Origin of the sequence: Paenibacillus rhizovicinus, assembly GCF_010365285.1 — a bacterium.
GTDB classification, from domain to species: Bacteria; Bacillota; Bacilli; order Paenibacillales; family Paenibacillaceae; genus Paenibacillus_Z; species Paenibacillus_Z rhizovicinus.
Map to the genome: position 1 here is coordinate 3442916 of NZ_CP048286.1, position 15131 is coordinate 3458046.

Sequence of the window (15131 nt, forward strand, 5' to 3'; positions counted from 1 at the left end):
AAAGTAACTATCGGCAGAAAGTGGAAATTATTAGAGCGTCAAGGCAAGCAAATCGTCGAATGCTTCATGTGCTGCTAATTAGCATACTCCTTCCCTGCCGCCGCCCATGGTATACTGACATCACTATAGCGCGGAGGTGCTTGACTATGATCGATAATCGTTCTGTCCCGGCAAATATTGTCCTGCCTCATATTTTCTACAAGGACGTGGCCGCGGCGTTAGCCTGGCTGCAAGAGACGTTCGGCTTCGCCGAGCAGTTTCGTTTCGCGCTCCCGGACGGCACGCTGCACGGCGCCCTTCTCTATCGCGGGGAAGCGTGGGTCATGCTCAAGAGCCCGGGGATCAAGGCCACAAGCCCGTCCTCGCTAGGCGGCGGGTCGCAGCAGCTTATGATTTTCGTCGAGGATCTGGAGGCGCATTACCGGCACACGCTGGCCGCAGGCGCGGTTATTATTGAGGAACTGTTCGATACGGAATACGGCGAACGGCAATACGCCGCTGCGGATCTGGAAGGTCACATATGGATTTTCGCCAAACATGTACGCGACGTTCATCCCGAGGCATGGGGAGCCACGCTTGCCGATACCCGCTAAGCCCCGCCGCCTGCGCCATACACGACTCGGAACATGAATCCGCGTCCATACGGATCGCCATTAAAGTATAGTAGGTAACCCCTGCCTCATTAATGAAACATATATTCACTACTTTCAGAGTTTTCTGCGAACTCTTATACTTAACTAGAGCTTTAAGAGGCTTACAATCGGATGAAACGAGGCGAATTTGCGATGCATTATCGGAGATTAGGCGGTACCGGTCTGAAGGTAAGCGAAATCAGCCTGGGCAGCTGGCTGACCTATGGCGGCTATGTAGAGAAACAAAACGCGGTGAAAGCCATCGAGACCGCATACGATCTGGGCATCAACTTCTTCGACACGGCCAACGTTTACGAGCAGGGCGCGGCAGAGATCGTCGTCGGCGAAACGCTGCGGAACTATCCGCGCGAATCTTACGTCCTGGCCACGAAGGTATTCGGCAAAATGGGCGAAGGTCCGAACGATCGGGGCCTCTCGCGCAAACATATTACGGAGCAGGCGAACGCCAGTCTGAAACGACTCGGACTGGACTATGTGGACATCCTATACTGTCACCGTTACGATCAGGAAACGCCCGTGCAGGAGACGCTTCGGGCGATCGACGATCTGATCCGTCAAGGCAAGGTGCTCTATGTCGGCATCAGCGAGTGGACCGCGGCTAATATCGCCGAAGGCTTGGCGGCGGCGGATCGGTATCTGCTCGACCGCATCGTCGTCAACCAGCCTGTGTACAATATGTTCAACCGCTACATCGAGAAAGACATCATTCCGATCAGCGAGCAGAACGGTATCGGACAAGTTGTCTTCTCGCCGCTTGCGCAAGGCTTGTTGACCGGCAAGTACGGCTCGGCCAGCGACATTCCGGCAGACAGCCGCGCGGCTAAGCTCGATTGGGTTCGCAAAGGCATCAACGAGACGGCCATCGCGAAGGTACAGAAGCTCAGCGTCATCGCGTCCGAGCTGGAAATCTCCGTCGGCCAATTGGCTTTGGCGTGGATTTTGCGCCAGCCGAACGTCTCCAGCGCCTTGATCGGCGCGAGCCGTCCGGAGCAGGTCACCGAGAACGCCGCGGCGTCCGGCATCGCGCTTTCGGCTGAAGCGCTGACGCGCATCGAAGAAATTCTGGTATAAGCAGCGACGAGCAGGCAGCGGCGTGGTGCGGCAACGGCGGCAATACGCCAGCGGCATTAGCCGGAGAGACAGCATGAGCAAGGCAGACAGAAGTATTCGAGGAGGAAGAACAAGTGGCAAAAGTCGTTGTTACCGGCGGGAGCGGCATGCTCGGACGCTGGGTCGTCAAGCATTTCGCGGAGCAAAACTATGACGTGGTGAACGTAGATTCCATTCGTCCGCAAGAGGAGCATTGCCCGACGCTGCTCGTGGATTTGAACAACCTGGGCGAGGTCTACAATGCGCTCGCCGGCGCGGATGCCGTCGTGCATCTGGCCGCGATTCCGGCGGCGCATATCCGGACAAGCGACGTCACGTTCCAGAACAACGTCATGTCTACGTACAATATTCTCGAGGCCGCGGCAGGACTTGGCATCCGCAAAGCGGTGATCGCGTCCAGCGAGTCGTCCTACGGCATCGTCTTCGCGGTCAATCGGTTCGGGCCGTCCTACGTGCCTGTCGACGAAGACCATCCGCAGCTTCCCCAAGACAGCTACGGCCTGTCCAAGGTCGTCAACGAGCAGACGGCGGACATGTTCCACCGCCGCACGGGCATGCAGGTCGTCTCGCTGCGAATCGGCAACGTCATTCCGCCTGAGCGCTATGCGCTCTTCCCGTCCTTCATCCACGACTCTGCCGAACGCGACCGCATCCTGTGGAGCTATGTCGACACGCGGGACATCGCGGAAGCGTGCCGGCTGGCCATCGAGAAGGACGGCCTCGGCTCGGTCGCGATCAATCTCGCGGCGGACGATTCGAGCATGGCCATTCCGAGCAGGCAGCTGCTCGCCGAGCGTTTCCCGGAAGTGAGCGATTTCCGCGAGCCGATGAACGGCTTCGAATCGCTGCTCAGCAACGCGCGGGCCAAGGAGCTGCTCGGCTGGACGCCGAAGCATGCATGGCGGAACTACGTATCCGAATCTTAAGCAAGCCGACTATACTGGCATCTGGTTGCTACTAATGAGGGGGAATCAAGGTTGAATTATCGTACATTGGGAAGAACGGGCTTGAACGTTTCGGAGATCGGCTACGGCGCATGGGGGATCGGCAAAACCAGCTGGATCGGAGCTTCCGACGACGAGTCGCTGCAGGCGCTGAATCGGGCGATCGAGCTGGGCTTGAATTTCATCGATACCGCGCTGGCTTACGGCGGCGGCCACAGCGAGCGGCTCGTCGGCCAAGCGGTGCGAGATCATAAGCAGCCCATCTACGTAGCTACCAAAATCCCGCCGAAGAACGGCAAATGGCCGGCCCCGTCCGGCATTTCCCCGGACGAAGCTTACCCGGCGGACCACGTCGTCGCCTGCACGGAGGAAAGCCTCCGCAACCTCGGACTGGAAACGATCGACGTGCAGCAGCTCCACGTATGGTCCGACGAGTGGGTCGGACGCGGCGATTGGCTGGAAGCCGTGCAGAAGCTGAAGGAGCAGGGCAAAATCCGCAATTTCGGCATATCGATCAACGATCATCAAGCAAGCAACGCCATCAAGCTGATCGAAACCGGCGTCGTCGATACGGTCCAAGTCATTTACAATATTTTCGACCAAAGTCCCGAGGACGCGCTCCTGCAAGCTTGCGAGAAACACAACGTGGGCGTCATCGTTCGGGTGGCGCTCGACGAAGGCGGGCTGACGGGACGCATCACGCCGGAATCGACGTTCGACGCGAACGATTTCCGCGGCAGCTACTTCCGCGGCGACCGCAAGCAAGAGGTTTACGACCGCGTGCAGGCCATCGCTTCCGACCTCGGCATCTCCGTCGACGAAATGGCGGAAACCGCGCTGCGCTACGTGCTCAGCAGCCCCGCCGTTTCGACGGTTATCCCGGGCATGCGTACGGTTAGCAACGTGGAACGCAACATGCGCGTCGGCGACGGACTGGGATTATCCCAAGAGAAGCTGAGCAAGCTCAAAGCGCATCGTTGGGATCGGAACTTCTACCAAGGCTGATCCGGCGGCGGTTAATCGGAGTTTGAAGCAGAGAAAGGGCGTCCCCTTGCGAGGCGCCCTTTTCGCATTCGCTGCTCTTCGTGCTCGTGTACTCGATGACGAATTCGTCCATTGTACGAGCCGTCGCGCTCCACTATACTAAGGTTGAATTTTCATTCATCCAACATCTGGAGGGAATAAAGTGAAACTTTATATCATTCGCCACGCGGATCCGGATTACCCCAACCATACGATTACGGCGCCCGGACATTTGGAGGCAAAGGCGCTGTCCGAACGTCTCGCGAACACGAAGATCGACCGGATCTACAGCTCGCCGCTCGGCAGGGCGCTGCACACCATGCAGTATACTTCCGATGCGCTGGGCATGACGCCGACCGTACTCCCTTGGACGGCGGAGCTGGACGGCTGGCAGATTACCCAGCCTTCCGGGGAAAGCATGGTAGCCTGGAACAGCGACCATACGTGGGTACGCGAGCAGCGTCCTTTTCCGTCCAGCGACGATTGGCATGCGCGCGCGCCATTCGACAATCCGGTCTTCAAGGCGAAATTCTCGCAAATCCAAGCGGACTCCGATGCGTTCTTCCTCCAGCACGGCTATCGCCGCGAAGGCGGCCGATACCGGATCGTGGAGCCGAACCGGGAAGCAATCGCGGTGTTCTGCCACCTCGGCTTCGGTCTCGCCTGGCTGTCCCACCTGCTCGAGCTGCCGTTGTCGATGGTATGGTCGGGCTTCTGGATCGCGCCGAGCTCGGTGACGACCGTCGTCATGGAAGAACGCGCGCATGGCTGGGCCGCTCCCCGCTGCTATGGCGTCGGGGACATTTCGCATCTGTACGGCGCAGGACTCGCTGCCAGCCGAGCCGGATTGTTCGCGGAGAATACCGATTGACGCATTGATTACAGGGTATTACGTCGGTTTCACTGAGAATGCCCGCCTTTGGCCGAGAACCGTGAGGCGATGAACACAAGGACGATCAATCCCAGGCTGAGCAACAGACCGACACGCTCGTCGCGGTGCAGCCATGCTCCCGAAACAGCCGCCGCGATCAAGGCGATTCCAAGATAGGCGCCATATGGATAGAGCCATGCACGCGGCTTTGAGGGAGCAGCCGAAGAATGGCGGCGGAGCTTCAAATACGAGGCAAGGATCAGCATCCAGTTCAGAATCAGCATCACGCCCGCGGAAGTCGTTACGTATTCGTACATCGTATTCGGCAGGATGTACGAGCAGCCGATGGATACCGCCAGCGCGGCGGCCGTCAGCAGCAGCGAACGCCACGCGATGCCTCGTTCGTTCACCTTGCCGAGCGCGCGCGGCGCATCCCCGTCCTCCGACAGGGTCACCATAATGCGGCTGATGGCGAAGAACGCGCCGACCATCGTAGAGAAGGCGGCGCTAATTATGACAAGATTGAACACCGTATCGAGATAAGGAATGCGGAAGACGGACAATGCGGTGACGAACGGACTTTCCGACTCGTCGTAGCGGTTCCAGGCTGCCATGCGCAGCACCATAAACAGCGCGAGCGCATAGCAGAGGACGAGCGAGATCAGCAGCACGATGCCGGACTTGGCGATATCCACCTTGCGTTTCAGCTCGGAGGCGGTCACGCCCACCACTTCGATGCCGCCGAACGAGAAGAAGACGAACACCATTGCCGACCATAAGCCTTGGACACCGTACGGAAACCATGTCTGACTGTGCAGCGATGCCACTTGCGCCGCCTTGGCCGGGTAGATCGCGCCGAAGACGAACAACCCCCCGAATAGGATGAACGCGACCAGAATAGCCAGCTTCACGACCGCGAACACCGACTCGATCCGGCCGAAGCTTCGCGCGCCCATCACATTAATGCTGAAGCCAAGCGCTGCATAAATCAGAGAGAAGACGCCGAGCGGCACGCGGGGAAACCAATATTCCGTGAATGTCGAGAGCGCGACGATTTCGCTCGACATGATCAGCACGCCGGCAAGCCAATACACCCAGCCGGACAGAAATCCCGCGGAGTGCCCGAAGGCCAGCTTGGCGTACGCACGGAATGATCCGGGCCGCGGGTCGTTAGCCGTCATTTCCGCAAGCGCAGCGAACACGATCAGCGTCGCGAGACCCGCGATTAAATAGCCGATCAGCACCGAAGGGCCTGCCGTCCGAATCGAAAGGCCGGTCCCGAGGAAGAAGCCTGCCCCGATAATGGAGCTCGCCCCCGCCGCCCTCAAGGCATTTCATGCCAATCACCGTCAGTATGTCCGATGACGGCGGCCTGTATGTCCGTACGGCTGATGGCGCGCGACCAGGCCGAGCAGCCGCCAAAAAAAACCAGCCGGACTCCTCGAATAGGAGCCCGGCCGGTCCGTGTTATGCGCAGCCCGCCAAGAGGGAGGGGCCCATTCATTCAAACGAAAAGAACGCGAAGAAGGGCTGCGATCGCCCGCCTTCCGGCAAACTGTCGCAGCCCTTCTCCTCCGCTCTCGCCTGTGCTTAGGAAGCAACGGGCAGAACGCCTTGCGGATCCAATTGTCCGAGCAGTACGCGGATAGCCGCCGCCGTATTCGGCTCTTCCTTCCCGTACGCGGCAATGCCCGACTTCACGTTCCGCACGTACAGCATCTCGTACGGATTGCCGAGCGACAGCAGTACATAGCGCTTATCGCGCTTGTTCAGCTCGTCAATGACGGCTTGGCTGTCGGACCAGCTGAATTGGCTCGCCGTATTGCGGAACTGATAAGAAGCGGCGATAACGTAATCCGCCTGGTCGATGGCCGGCATCGCCTCATTCGCTTTGCCCGGCTTCATCACCACGACCTGCGTCCTCAACAGTTTCCCCGCGCCCGCCAATGCCAGCTGGCTCTCCAGCTGCTTCGCCTGCTCCTCGTCGGCCGCGACGATCGCCACGCGATCTCCCTGCCGGATGAGATCCGGATGCTTCCCGTCACGTCCGGCCAGCAGCGTCACCGCGCGCTCCGCGATCGTCCGCTCCACCTGCCGGTGCTGGTCGGTTCCGATAACGCCCTTCAAGGACGCAAGTTTGGCAGATAGACTTTCGCCGCGATCGAACAGCCCGTACTTGTCCTTGAGCGACAGGATGCGCTTCACCGAATCATGAATGCGTACCATCGGAACGGAGCCGTTCTGAACGGCCTTCACCAGCGTCCGCTGCGCGGCAGCCGGATCCTGCGGCATGAGAATGATGTCCACGCCGGCATTCACGGCGCGCGTGACCGCCTGGGCTTCGCCGAAATGCTCCGCGATGCCGTTCATGGTGAAGGCATCGGAGATGATGACCCCTTTGAAGCCCAGCTCTTCCCGCAGCAATCCCGTCAGCACCTTCTTCGACATGGTCGCGGGAATCGGCACGCTGCTGCCGTCCTTCAAGGAGACGACATGCTCGTCATCCACGGCGGGGAAGGCGATATGGGCGGTCATGATCATGTCCACGCCGCTCGCGACGGCAGCCTTGAACGGCTTCAACTCCACTTCGTCCAGCCGATTGCGGTCATGCATGAGCACCGGCAAACCCAGGTGAGAGTCGACCGTCGTGTCCCCATGTCCCGGAAAATGCTTCACCGCCGCGATAACGCCCGAAGCCTTCAGTCCCCGCATCGTCGCAAGGCCGAGGCTGGACACCAGATCGGGATCGGACCCGAACGACCGCTTCCCGATGATCGGATTATCGGGATTGCTGTTCACGTCCAAATCCGGCGCAAAGTTCAGCTGCAGCCCCAGCGCCTTGAGCTCTTCGCCCGTCAGCTTGCCCGCCGCCTCGGCGAGCCCGGCATCGCCCGTTGCGCCGAGCGCCATCTGCCCCGGCAGGTTCGTGCCTCCAGGAATGCGCTTAATGACGCCGCCCTCCTGATCGACGCCGAGGAAGAGCGGAATATCGCCCGCCTTCGCTTCTTCGGCCTGCAGCCCGTCGGTCAATGTCGTAAGCTGTTCCGCATTAACGATGTTCTTATCGAATACGATGAAACCGCCCGGCGCTTGCTCATGGATGATGTCCTTCAGACCGTCGTTGACGGTCGTCGTCGGCTGACCCTTGTACATCCGGATATCCGGCATCAGCATCTGTCCGACCTGCTCGTTCAACGTCATGTACGACATCAGCTTGTCCCAGTCCTTCGCCCCGATGGCCGCCTCGCGCTCGAAGCGGATCACACGCGTCATGAAGACCGCGAATTCCGCGCGCGTTACCGATTGATTCGGACGGTAGGTACCGTCCGCATAGCCCCCGATCAATCCGTTTGAACTCATGATGCGAATCGGCGCGGCCGCCCAGGAGGAATCCGCATCCGACAGCTGCATATGCTTACCCCCTTCCTCAAGCGCGTAAGCACGAGCGAGGAAAGACGCCGTCTCCGCACGGGTAATCGGCGCATCCGGATGGAAAGAGCCGTCCGGAAATCCGCCTGCCAGCCCCGTCTTCGCGGCCGCGGCAATTTCCCGGTAGAACGGGTGCGTCGGCGAGACATCCGTATACGCAGCGCTACCTGCGGCTTCGGGCACTCCCATCGGGTACAGCTCCCGCACCATGAAAGTGACCGCCTGGCCGCGGGTAACCGCCCCCTCCGGCTTGAACTTTCCGTTTCCGTAACCGGCTACCGTACCCCGATTCGACAGATATTCAATGCTGTCCGCCGCCCATTGCGAGTACTGCAGGTCGCTGAATTTCTCTGCGGCAGATGCCGCCCCCGCCCAAATGCATAACGAGCCGAATAGACCGGCAGCGGCAGCCACTCCGATCGTCGTTTTTTTCATTTTCATTCCTTGCTCCCACCTCGGTGCAAAATTTATGTATCCCTCTTATACGCCAGACAGGGGCAAAATGTTTCTGGCATGGCAGAATGTACCGATCCTGGCAGCCCGCGGGCATGCAAAAAAGAGCATCAGCGCCGCTGCGCCGTGCTCCAAACTTCGTACTCCATATTAGGCGCATTAAGTCCCGCTCATTGCGCCTTACCTATACAAAACAAGGGTCATTCCGCGACGGCCATCTCTATGGGCCCGACTACAGGGCGCCCGCCGCCCGGACGATTTCATCCGCTTGCTCGTAATCTTCCTCTTCCACGATCGCCACGAGCATAATATCCCGCCCGCTGACCCGATTGTCGGGGCTGCCCGAGCTATAACCGCTTGCGCTGACGCTGGAAGCGGACAGAATGCCCGCGTCGGGACCGTCGAAGTCGCCGCCGAGCGTTAATGACCCGAGTCCGGGAAAGTCTCCGGATATGGTCGCCCCGAGCTTGTCCAGGCTTTGAACGCCCGGGCCCGCATAACCGTCGATGCGCTCGATCGCATAGTCGACGAGCTTAAGCGAGCGAAGCTGTTCCAGCGCCTCCTTGGCTTGATCCGGCGTATTGAAATAAGCGAATACCGTACGTTCCGACATGAATGTTCCCCCGATTGATAGAATGGCATGCTTGGGAAATGGCTCCAATAGTGTGCGCCCCGCTCCAGGGAACTATGCGCATGTCCGCAAAGCAAAAAGGCCGTCAGGCCCCGAGGGGACTAACGGCCATCATTGCACGGGCGGAAAGCCGTACTGCTCGCTCCCCGTTTCCGTGCCGGTAAAAGTTCAGGATTCTATTCGTTAATAAGCCCCGTCAGATGCAGCAGGTTATAGATCAACGCTGCCGTTTCCGCGCGCGTGGCGGCTGCCGTAGGGTTCAAGTTACCCTTGGCATCGCCGTTCATGATTTTCATTCCCGCAAGCGCCGCGACTGCGGACTTGGCATAACCGGCAATCGCATCCCGGTCATGGAACTGCTCCAGGCTGGAGGCATTCGATTCTGGAGCCTGATGCAAATAAGCAAGCACGCGGCCCAGAATGACGGCCTCTTCCTGACGGGTAATGGATTGGTTCGCTTTGAAGCTGCCATCCGCGTACCCGGTGATGAACCCGCGAGAGACCATTGCGTCAAGAACGCCGGCATACCAAGCCGATGCATGCACGTCGGTAAATTCCGGCGTGCCGGTACCCGCGTTCAGACCAAGGCCTTTCGCGATCATTTGGGCGAACTCCGCGCGCGTTACGTTCGCGTTCGGCTTGAACATGCCGTTCTCGTAGCCGTTAATAATCAGCTTGTTCGCCAGCGCGCCGATCTTATCCTTGGCCCAAGAGCCATCGATATCGGAAAGCTTGCTTGCGTGCGAGATGACGGTGTACACGGAGTTATGATCCGTCTTAAGAACGGCTACCGTCGTATCGCCGACGACCGTGAAGTCGGTTGGCACGGGCGTTACCGAGCCGTCGGAATGAAGCACTACGCCTACTGCGGTCGTCTTGTCCGCAGCTGGCTGCAGTTCAAAGGAGCGATTCACGTAGATGCCTTGGAAGTCGTTCAACGCGTATGTCCGGTCCGCCGTGACGACGTCGATCGAGAAGCTTGCGACAGCCGTGGCGGGCGTACCGTTTGCGGCGGTGATTTGCTGCTGCACCGCGCTTGCCGGTACTAGCTCAATCGTGATTCGAAGCTCGGCATCCTTGACGGCCTCGCCCGACAATCCGAGCGCTTGCTCCAGGGCGGCGGTATTCGCCAGCGCGGCAGGAAGCTCATAGGTTACGCCATGGACTTGGAAGACGACCTTCGCCTTCGCATCCTGCTTGAGCAGTTCGGTTAGCAATCCGGCCGTTAACGATACGATCGATTTGCCATTCGATTCGGCCACCGGCACGACGACGGCCTGCACGCCTGTATCCCCGGCTTGTTTCAGAAGGTCCGCTTCATTGATTGTCGTTACAGTATCTCCGGTATCAGTAGTGGAAGCACGGACGGGAGCAACGATTACTTTGCTGTCGAATGCCCCGATTAACGCCTTGGTCGCGCTGGTCAAATCAACGGCAGGCGCCGGAGGAGTGACCGTCTCGCCCGGATCGGCGACAGTCTCGTATGCCATACCCCGCACTTTTACTATGAACGAAGCCGAGCTCGTTTCATCGCCCTTCGTAATCTCGGCGGTCAGCGTAACCGTCTCATCCCGTCCCGTAATCCGATGTTCCTTGCCGTCATTCGAAATGACAGCAGGCTTGTCGGAAGACCACGCGATGGCCGAACCGTGCGCGCCCAGAGCCGCCAAAGTCAGATTGCCTGTAACTTTGCTGGCGGAATCCCCCGTTTGGTATCCGACCGAAAGATGGTCATGATCGTAAGTCACCGCTTCTTCGTCGGTTTCAGGCATCGCCGAAACCGTAATGGAGAAGGTTTTGGTCTCTACGGCATCATGCAGCTTGAGCGTTGCCGTCAATTCCACCTCCGCCGAGCCTGCCGTGAAGCTTGGGCGATGCACGGTGCCGTCAGCCCCGAGCACGGCTGCATTCGCGGAGCTCCAGCTGACGGTTACAGTATTACCATTCAAGGTAGAAGGCAGCACCAGCGGCTGCGTTACCGAAGAAGGCGAATCTCCGTTTGCATAGCCGGGGTTCAAGCCCGCTTTCGCGAACAGAACCACTTCGGAATCCGTGCCGATTACCGTGATCGGAAACGTTACGTCCGCAGACTCGCCGTTCCTATTAATGTGAGCCGTCAACGTCACTTCGGCTGTAACGGCCGGCCGACGTACCGCTACCTCTATCATGTTCGGCATAGCTGTGCATACCGCAGCAAATACCGGAGCACAATCCGTTTGAATGATAGTCGGATTCTCCGAACTCCAGGAAATATCCGTCCCATTAATAGCATCGGCAGTCGGCAGCCTCAAACTCTGCGTGACATAGCCGGACGACTCGTCCGCAGCATAGAACGGCGAAAGGCTTGCGCTTGTGTTCGCCACGGCATCGGTATCCGTCATCGCAGGCGGAGCCGAGCCGATGACATTGAGTTCATAGTCCTGCGTTTCCGTTACCGAGCCTTTCGTAATCGAAGCCGTCAATATGACGATCGTGTCATGCAGCGGCTGCGATTTGACGAACCCTTGATTGCCGTTGATCTCGATGATGTCTGGCGTACCCGAAGACCAGGTAATGCCCGTGCCCGTAAACATGTCCTCCGTCGGCAGCGTCATGCTCGTGAGGACGCGGCCCATGCTCTCGTCCTCGCCGAAGAACGGCGTCAGGCTCGCCTTCGTATCCGCGACGCTTTCCGCATCGGTCGCCATGCCCCGGGACTCGACAACCGCAAAGAACGCAGCAGCGTCATTGCCCGAAACGGCAAGATAACTGTTCTTCCCGATTATGGAGGAGGTGAGCTTAAATGTACTGCCGGAATTAGAGGCAGTCAGAGCAGCATGAGCATCCGTAAGCGCCTGATTGATAAAGCCAACCAAGCCGTCCATGTCCGTCAGATCCCCCGTCAACGCGATCTCGGCCGCGTGAGCGCCATCGCTGATCGAGAAGTTCTTGGCGTTGATCCCCGAGAAATCAAAATCCGAAATCGTCCTGCTCGTCGCCGTCGCTGCCGTTCCCCTGTCCGGAACAGTAGCAAAAGCCAGCCCGCTGAAACTAGTAAGCATAATGGCCAATACGACAAATACCGATAAGCCACGCATCGCTCTTATACGTCTTCCGTGTCTTCCGATCATAGTAGGGTACCCCCATTGAAAGATTTTACAAGGACTATTTTTCCTATTTCAAAGTATAGCATAATCGACTAGATTCGACTGCTTGTCTAGCAATCAAGCGACATAAAAAGACAAAAAAAGCATCGGCCGCAAACTCGCCATGCTCTTCTTGCCTTCATACGCGCATTGCTCGCGCCGCGCCTCGTGCTATATCCGCCCGGCAGCCTGCAAAATAGCGGCCGCCGCCCGCTCCCGCCGTTCCGGATCCTCGCTCCTCATTGCCGCCTTCAGAATGTCGAGCGCCTCCCGAATCGTCGCTTCGCCGATCAATTCCGAGCTTCCGGGCGACGCCGGTTTCGCCACCATGCGCTCCAGCTGCTCCTTGGCGACGGCGCGCCCGAATACGCCGACTTCCCCAGCTTCCGCCAGAAAAGCCAGCAGCTCCGGATGCAAGTCCTCGCTATGCAGATGCTGAATCCACGTCACCCCGCGCCTATGCCCGCTGCGATCCTCGGCATTGTCGAATTCGGGGAGATAATAGTAGTCGCCCAGATCCCCAAGCACCATTCGCTCGCCGTCGTCAACGATGACGTAGTCCCCGTCCTGCATCGTTTGAGCGAAGATGAAGAGTTCTTCCGCTCTTCGGACGAGCTCCGCCACCGGCACTGGCTTCGGTGCCGGCCGCGGCTCCAGATCCAGCCCGTCCAAACAAAGCCCCTCGGTCAATTTCCCCATGATCTCCGCCTTGCCTAACAGGCTCATATCGCCGATGCCCGGCGCCCCGCAGCTTACATAGTGATTTTCCAAATAATCCGCTAGGCTGCCCGCCTCCGCAGGTCCAGCCTTGATCCGAAACAGCTGCATATCCAATCCCTCCTGTACGCGCGTCATTCCTTCAATCTTACGAATTTGTCCGTCTCCCACCGGTAAACATGCTGCTTATATGCCCCGCTCAACTGGTCGTAGTACTTGACCGCAAAGCTCGTTCCGTCCACCTGATCGAGCGGCGCCGACGGTTCGTGATCCGTGATGTACAGCTCTCCGCCAGTATTCAGCTTTTCGATTTTGCCCCGAGCGTTCAGCGTATACAGGCAATAGAAATCGCCGTTGCTGCCGCCCCATTGACCCAATGTAAAATCAAGCTGGCCATCGCCGTTATAGTCCGCCAATGCCAGGTCGAAACGGCCGGCGAAGTTGAGCGCCTGCTCTCCGAAGTCCTCCGACAGCCCTTGATAGACGGAAGCCGTGCTTCCTTGCGTGGACAAGAGCGGATTCACCACGCGAAGCCGGTATATCCCCCTGTAATTATCGGGATACACGCCGCCCCCGGGGCCGCCGGCTTCTTCCTCGGACAAATGGTTGCCGTTCACCATTTCCACGTTGATATCGTAGAGGCCCCCGCCCGCCGGCTCGACCCGATTCGTCGACAGCACGTACGCGCTGTCCGGCTGCGGCTGCGGCTCCCGCTCCGGCTCCGGCTGCTCATCGCCGGCGCCAATGTTCGCATTCGCATTTTTAGTCGCATTCCCATCCGCACCCGAATCCGCATTAATGGTGGCGGATGCTGCCGGATTGACCACAAACCCGGCGATTAGCGCTGCGACAGCGATGAAGGCGAACGCCATTGCGCGCTTACCTGGCCTTCTGTACCGGACGATGCGCTTGATCCTTGCCGTCACATGGTTCTCGCCGAACGTCAGCGGCCCGCCTTGCAGCCAGTTTCGCTTGCCCGTCGACAGCAGCAGCAGCGCCTGCGAGTAACCATGCCGGTTGTCGCCGCCAAGCGACTGCAGCGCGCCCTCGTCGCATGCCATCTCCATGTCCTTGCTCATCGCCGCGAAGGACAACCACATCAGCGGGTTGAACCAATGTACGATCAAGGCCAAATAAGCGATCGGTTTGACGAGATAATCCCTTCTGCGGATATGGGTCTGCTCATGGGCCACGATGAACCGCAGCTCGCGCTCTCCAAGCCCCACGGGTACATAGATGTTCGGACGTATCCAGCCGAATACGAAAGGCGATCCGATACGGTCGCTCTCGTACACGTTTCCCATGATGCGGGTTGCCGTCCGTACGCTCCTCGCGGTTCGCCAATAAACCGCCATACTGTACGCCAACAGAATGACCGCGCCCGCCGCCCAGACAAGGCTTGCGCCCCACAGGATCAGCTGCATGGGATTGACGCTGCTTCCTACGATCGCCTCCGGCAACGCGACGTTGACCGCGCGGTCGAGCGTCGCGATTCCGGTCGCGATCTCCGGCTGCTGCATGTAGCCGACCGCTGGCGGCACGAATACCATGCGCCCTGCCTCCGTTCTGTCGCCCGTCTGCAAGAAACCGAACAAACTGAACGCGGAAGAGAGCGTAACGGGCGCGACCATCCGCACGAGGACGGCCGACCATAAGGCATAAGCGTAGATTTTGGGCGCTTTCTTGAGCGCCGGACGTACGAGCAGGACGCCGATGGCGGCATAAGATGCGGTGATGCTCATGTTCAGGACGGCAATGAATAACGCGGACATCATTCCGCCGCCTCCTCGATAATGCGCTTCAGCTTCTCGATCTCTTGCGAGGACAGCTTCCTCTGATTCAGGAAGGCGGTCAGAAATTGCGGCAGCGATCCGCCGAAGCTGCGTTCGATCAGCGCTTCGCTCTCGTATTTCCGGACGTCTTCAAGCTTAACCAGCGAGACGACCTTCGCGTCCTCGTTGAGCAGGATGCCGCGTGCGCACAGCTTCCGGAGAACGGTATAGGTCGTTGACTTCTTCCAGCCGAGCCGTTCCTGGCACAGACGGACGAGCTCCGTGGAGTTGATGGGCTCGCTCTCCCAGATCAAGCTGACGAATTTATATTCGGCATCGAATAATTTCACGGTTTCCATGGCCGGCCTCCTGAGGTTTACTTCAATAAACCTATTGTTGCATA

12 protein-coding genes are annotated in these 15131 nt (G+C 58.9%); 5 read left to right on the forward strand and 7 right to left on the reverse strand.

The genetic code is table 11. The annotated features are described in order from the left end of the window. Positions 1-146: 146 nt before the first annotated feature. From GZH47_RS15380 to GZH47_RS15400, 5 genes are all read left to right on the forward strand, one after another. Positions 147-593, forward strand: a complete 447-nt coding sequence (locus GZH47_RS15380; RefSeq protein WP_162640858.1) for a VOC family protein — start codon at positions 147-149, stop codon at positions 591-593. Positions 594-785: 192 nt separating this feature from the next. Then, positions 786-1724: an aldo/keto reductase family protein gene (locus tag GZH47_RS15385; RefSeq protein ID WP_162645270.1), complete on the forward strand. Its 939-nt coding sequence runs from the start codon at positions 786-788 to the stop codon at positions 1722-1724. Between the two features lie 113 nt (positions 1725-1837). Beyond that, complete coding sequence (locus GZH47_RS15390; RefSeq protein ID WP_162640859.1) at positions 1838-2689, forward strand: NAD-dependent epimerase/dehydratase family protein; 852 nt, start codon at positions 1838-1840, stop codon at positions 2687-2689. Between the two features lie 51 nt (positions 2690-2740). After that, on the forward strand, positions 2741-3712 hold the full coding sequence (locus tag GZH47_RS15395; protein WP_162640860.1) for an aldo/keto reductase: 972 nt from the start codon (positions 2741-2743) through the stop codon (positions 3710-3712). A 181-nt stretch (positions 3713-3893) separates the two neighbouring features. Continuing rightward, on the forward strand, positions 3894-4601 hold the full coding sequence (locus tag GZH47_RS15400) for a histidine phosphatase family protein (RefSeq protein ID WP_162640861.1): 708 nt from the start codon (positions 3894-3896) through the stop codon (positions 4599-4601). Between the two features lie 29 nt (positions 4602-4630). Here the strand turns inward: GZH47_RS15400 and GZH47_RS15405 are convergent, their stop codons facing one another. From GZH47_RS15405 to GZH47_RS15435, 7 genes are all read right to left on the reverse strand, one after another. Beyond that, the gene (locus tag GZH47_RS15405; RefSeq protein ID WP_162640862.1) at positions 4631-5929 is read right to left on the reverse strand and encodes an amino acid permease; all 1299 of its coding nucleotides are present in this window, start codon (positions 5927-5929) and stop codon (positions 4631-4633) included. Positions 5930-6191: 262 nt separating this feature from the next. Next, entirely contained in the window at positions 6192-8471 is a 2280-nt protein-coding gene (locus GZH47_RS15410) for a glycoside hydrolase family 3 N-terminal domain-containing protein (RefSeq protein WP_162640863.1), read from the reverse strand. Positions 8472-8715: 244 nt separating this feature from the next. Beyond that, positions 8716-9096: a hypothetical protein gene (locus GZH47_RS15415; RefSeq protein ID WP_162640864.1), complete on the reverse strand. Its 381-nt coding sequence runs from the start codon at positions 9094-9096 to the stop codon at positions 8716-8718. A 194-nt stretch (positions 9097-9290) separates the two neighbouring features. Continuing rightward, the gene (locus tag GZH47_RS15420; protein WP_162640865.1) at positions 9291-12191 is read right to left on the reverse strand and encodes an S-layer homology domain-containing protein; all 2901 of its coding nucleotides are present in this window, start codon (positions 12189-12191) and stop codon (positions 9291-9293) included. A gap of 219 nt (positions 12192-12410) precedes the next feature. After that, positions 12411-13067 (reverse strand): hypothetical protein, encoded by a 657-nt coding sequence (locus GZH47_RS15425; protein ID WP_162640866.1) that lies wholly within the window; start codon positions 13065-13067, stop codon positions 12411-12413. 23 nt (positions 13068-13090) lie between these two features. Further along, complete coding sequence (locus GZH47_RS15430; RefSeq protein WP_162640867.1) at positions 13091-14731, reverse strand: M56 family metallopeptidase; 1641 nt, start codon at positions 14729-14731, stop codon at positions 13091-13093. Next, the gene (locus GZH47_RS15435; RefSeq protein ID WP_162640868.1) at positions 14728-15087 is read right to left on the reverse strand and encodes a BlaI/MecI/CopY family transcriptional regulator; all 360 of its coding nucleotides are present in this window, start codon (positions 15085-15087) and stop codon (positions 14728-14730) included. The genes GZH47_RS15430 and GZH47_RS15435 overlap by 4 nt, the downstream gene beginning before the upstream one ends. Positions 15088-15131: the final 44 nt, after the last annotated feature.

Excerpts from the sequence above, each read along its gene's own strand:
- GZH47_RS15435 (WP_162640868.1), bottom strand. The coding sequence starts at position 15,087 with ATGGAAACCGTGAAATTATTCGATGCCGAATATAAATTCGTCAGCTTG.
- GZH47_RS15420 (WP_162640865.1), bottom strand. The coding sequence starts at position 12,191 with ATGCGTGGCTTATCGGTATTTGTCGTATTGGCCATTATGCTTACTAGT.
- GZH47_RS15380 (WP_162640858.1), top strand. The coding sequence starts at position 147 with ATGATCGATAATCGTTCTGTCCCGGCAAATATTGTCCTGCCTCATATT.
- GZH47_RS15385 (WP_162645270.1), top strand. The coding sequence starts at position 786 with ATGCATTATCGGAGATTAGGCGGTACCGGTCTGAAGGTAAGCGAAATC.
- GZH47_RS15425 (WP_162640866.1), bottom strand. The coding sequence starts at position 13,067 with ATGCAGCTGTTTCGGATCAAGGCTGGACCTGCGGAGGCGGGCAGCCTA.
- GZH47_RS15415 (WP_162640864.1), bottom strand. The coding sequence starts at position 9,096 with ATGTCGGAACGTACGGTATTCGCTTATTTCAATACGCCGGATCAAGCC.
- GZH47_RS15430 (WP_162640867.1), bottom strand. The coding sequence starts at position 14,731 with ATGATGTCCGCGTTATTCATTGCCGTCCTGAACATGAGCATCACCGCA.
- GZH47_RS15410 (WP_162640863.1), bottom strand. The coding sequence starts at position 8,471 with ATGAAAATGAAAAAAACGACGATCGGAGTGGCTGCCGCTGCCGGTCTA.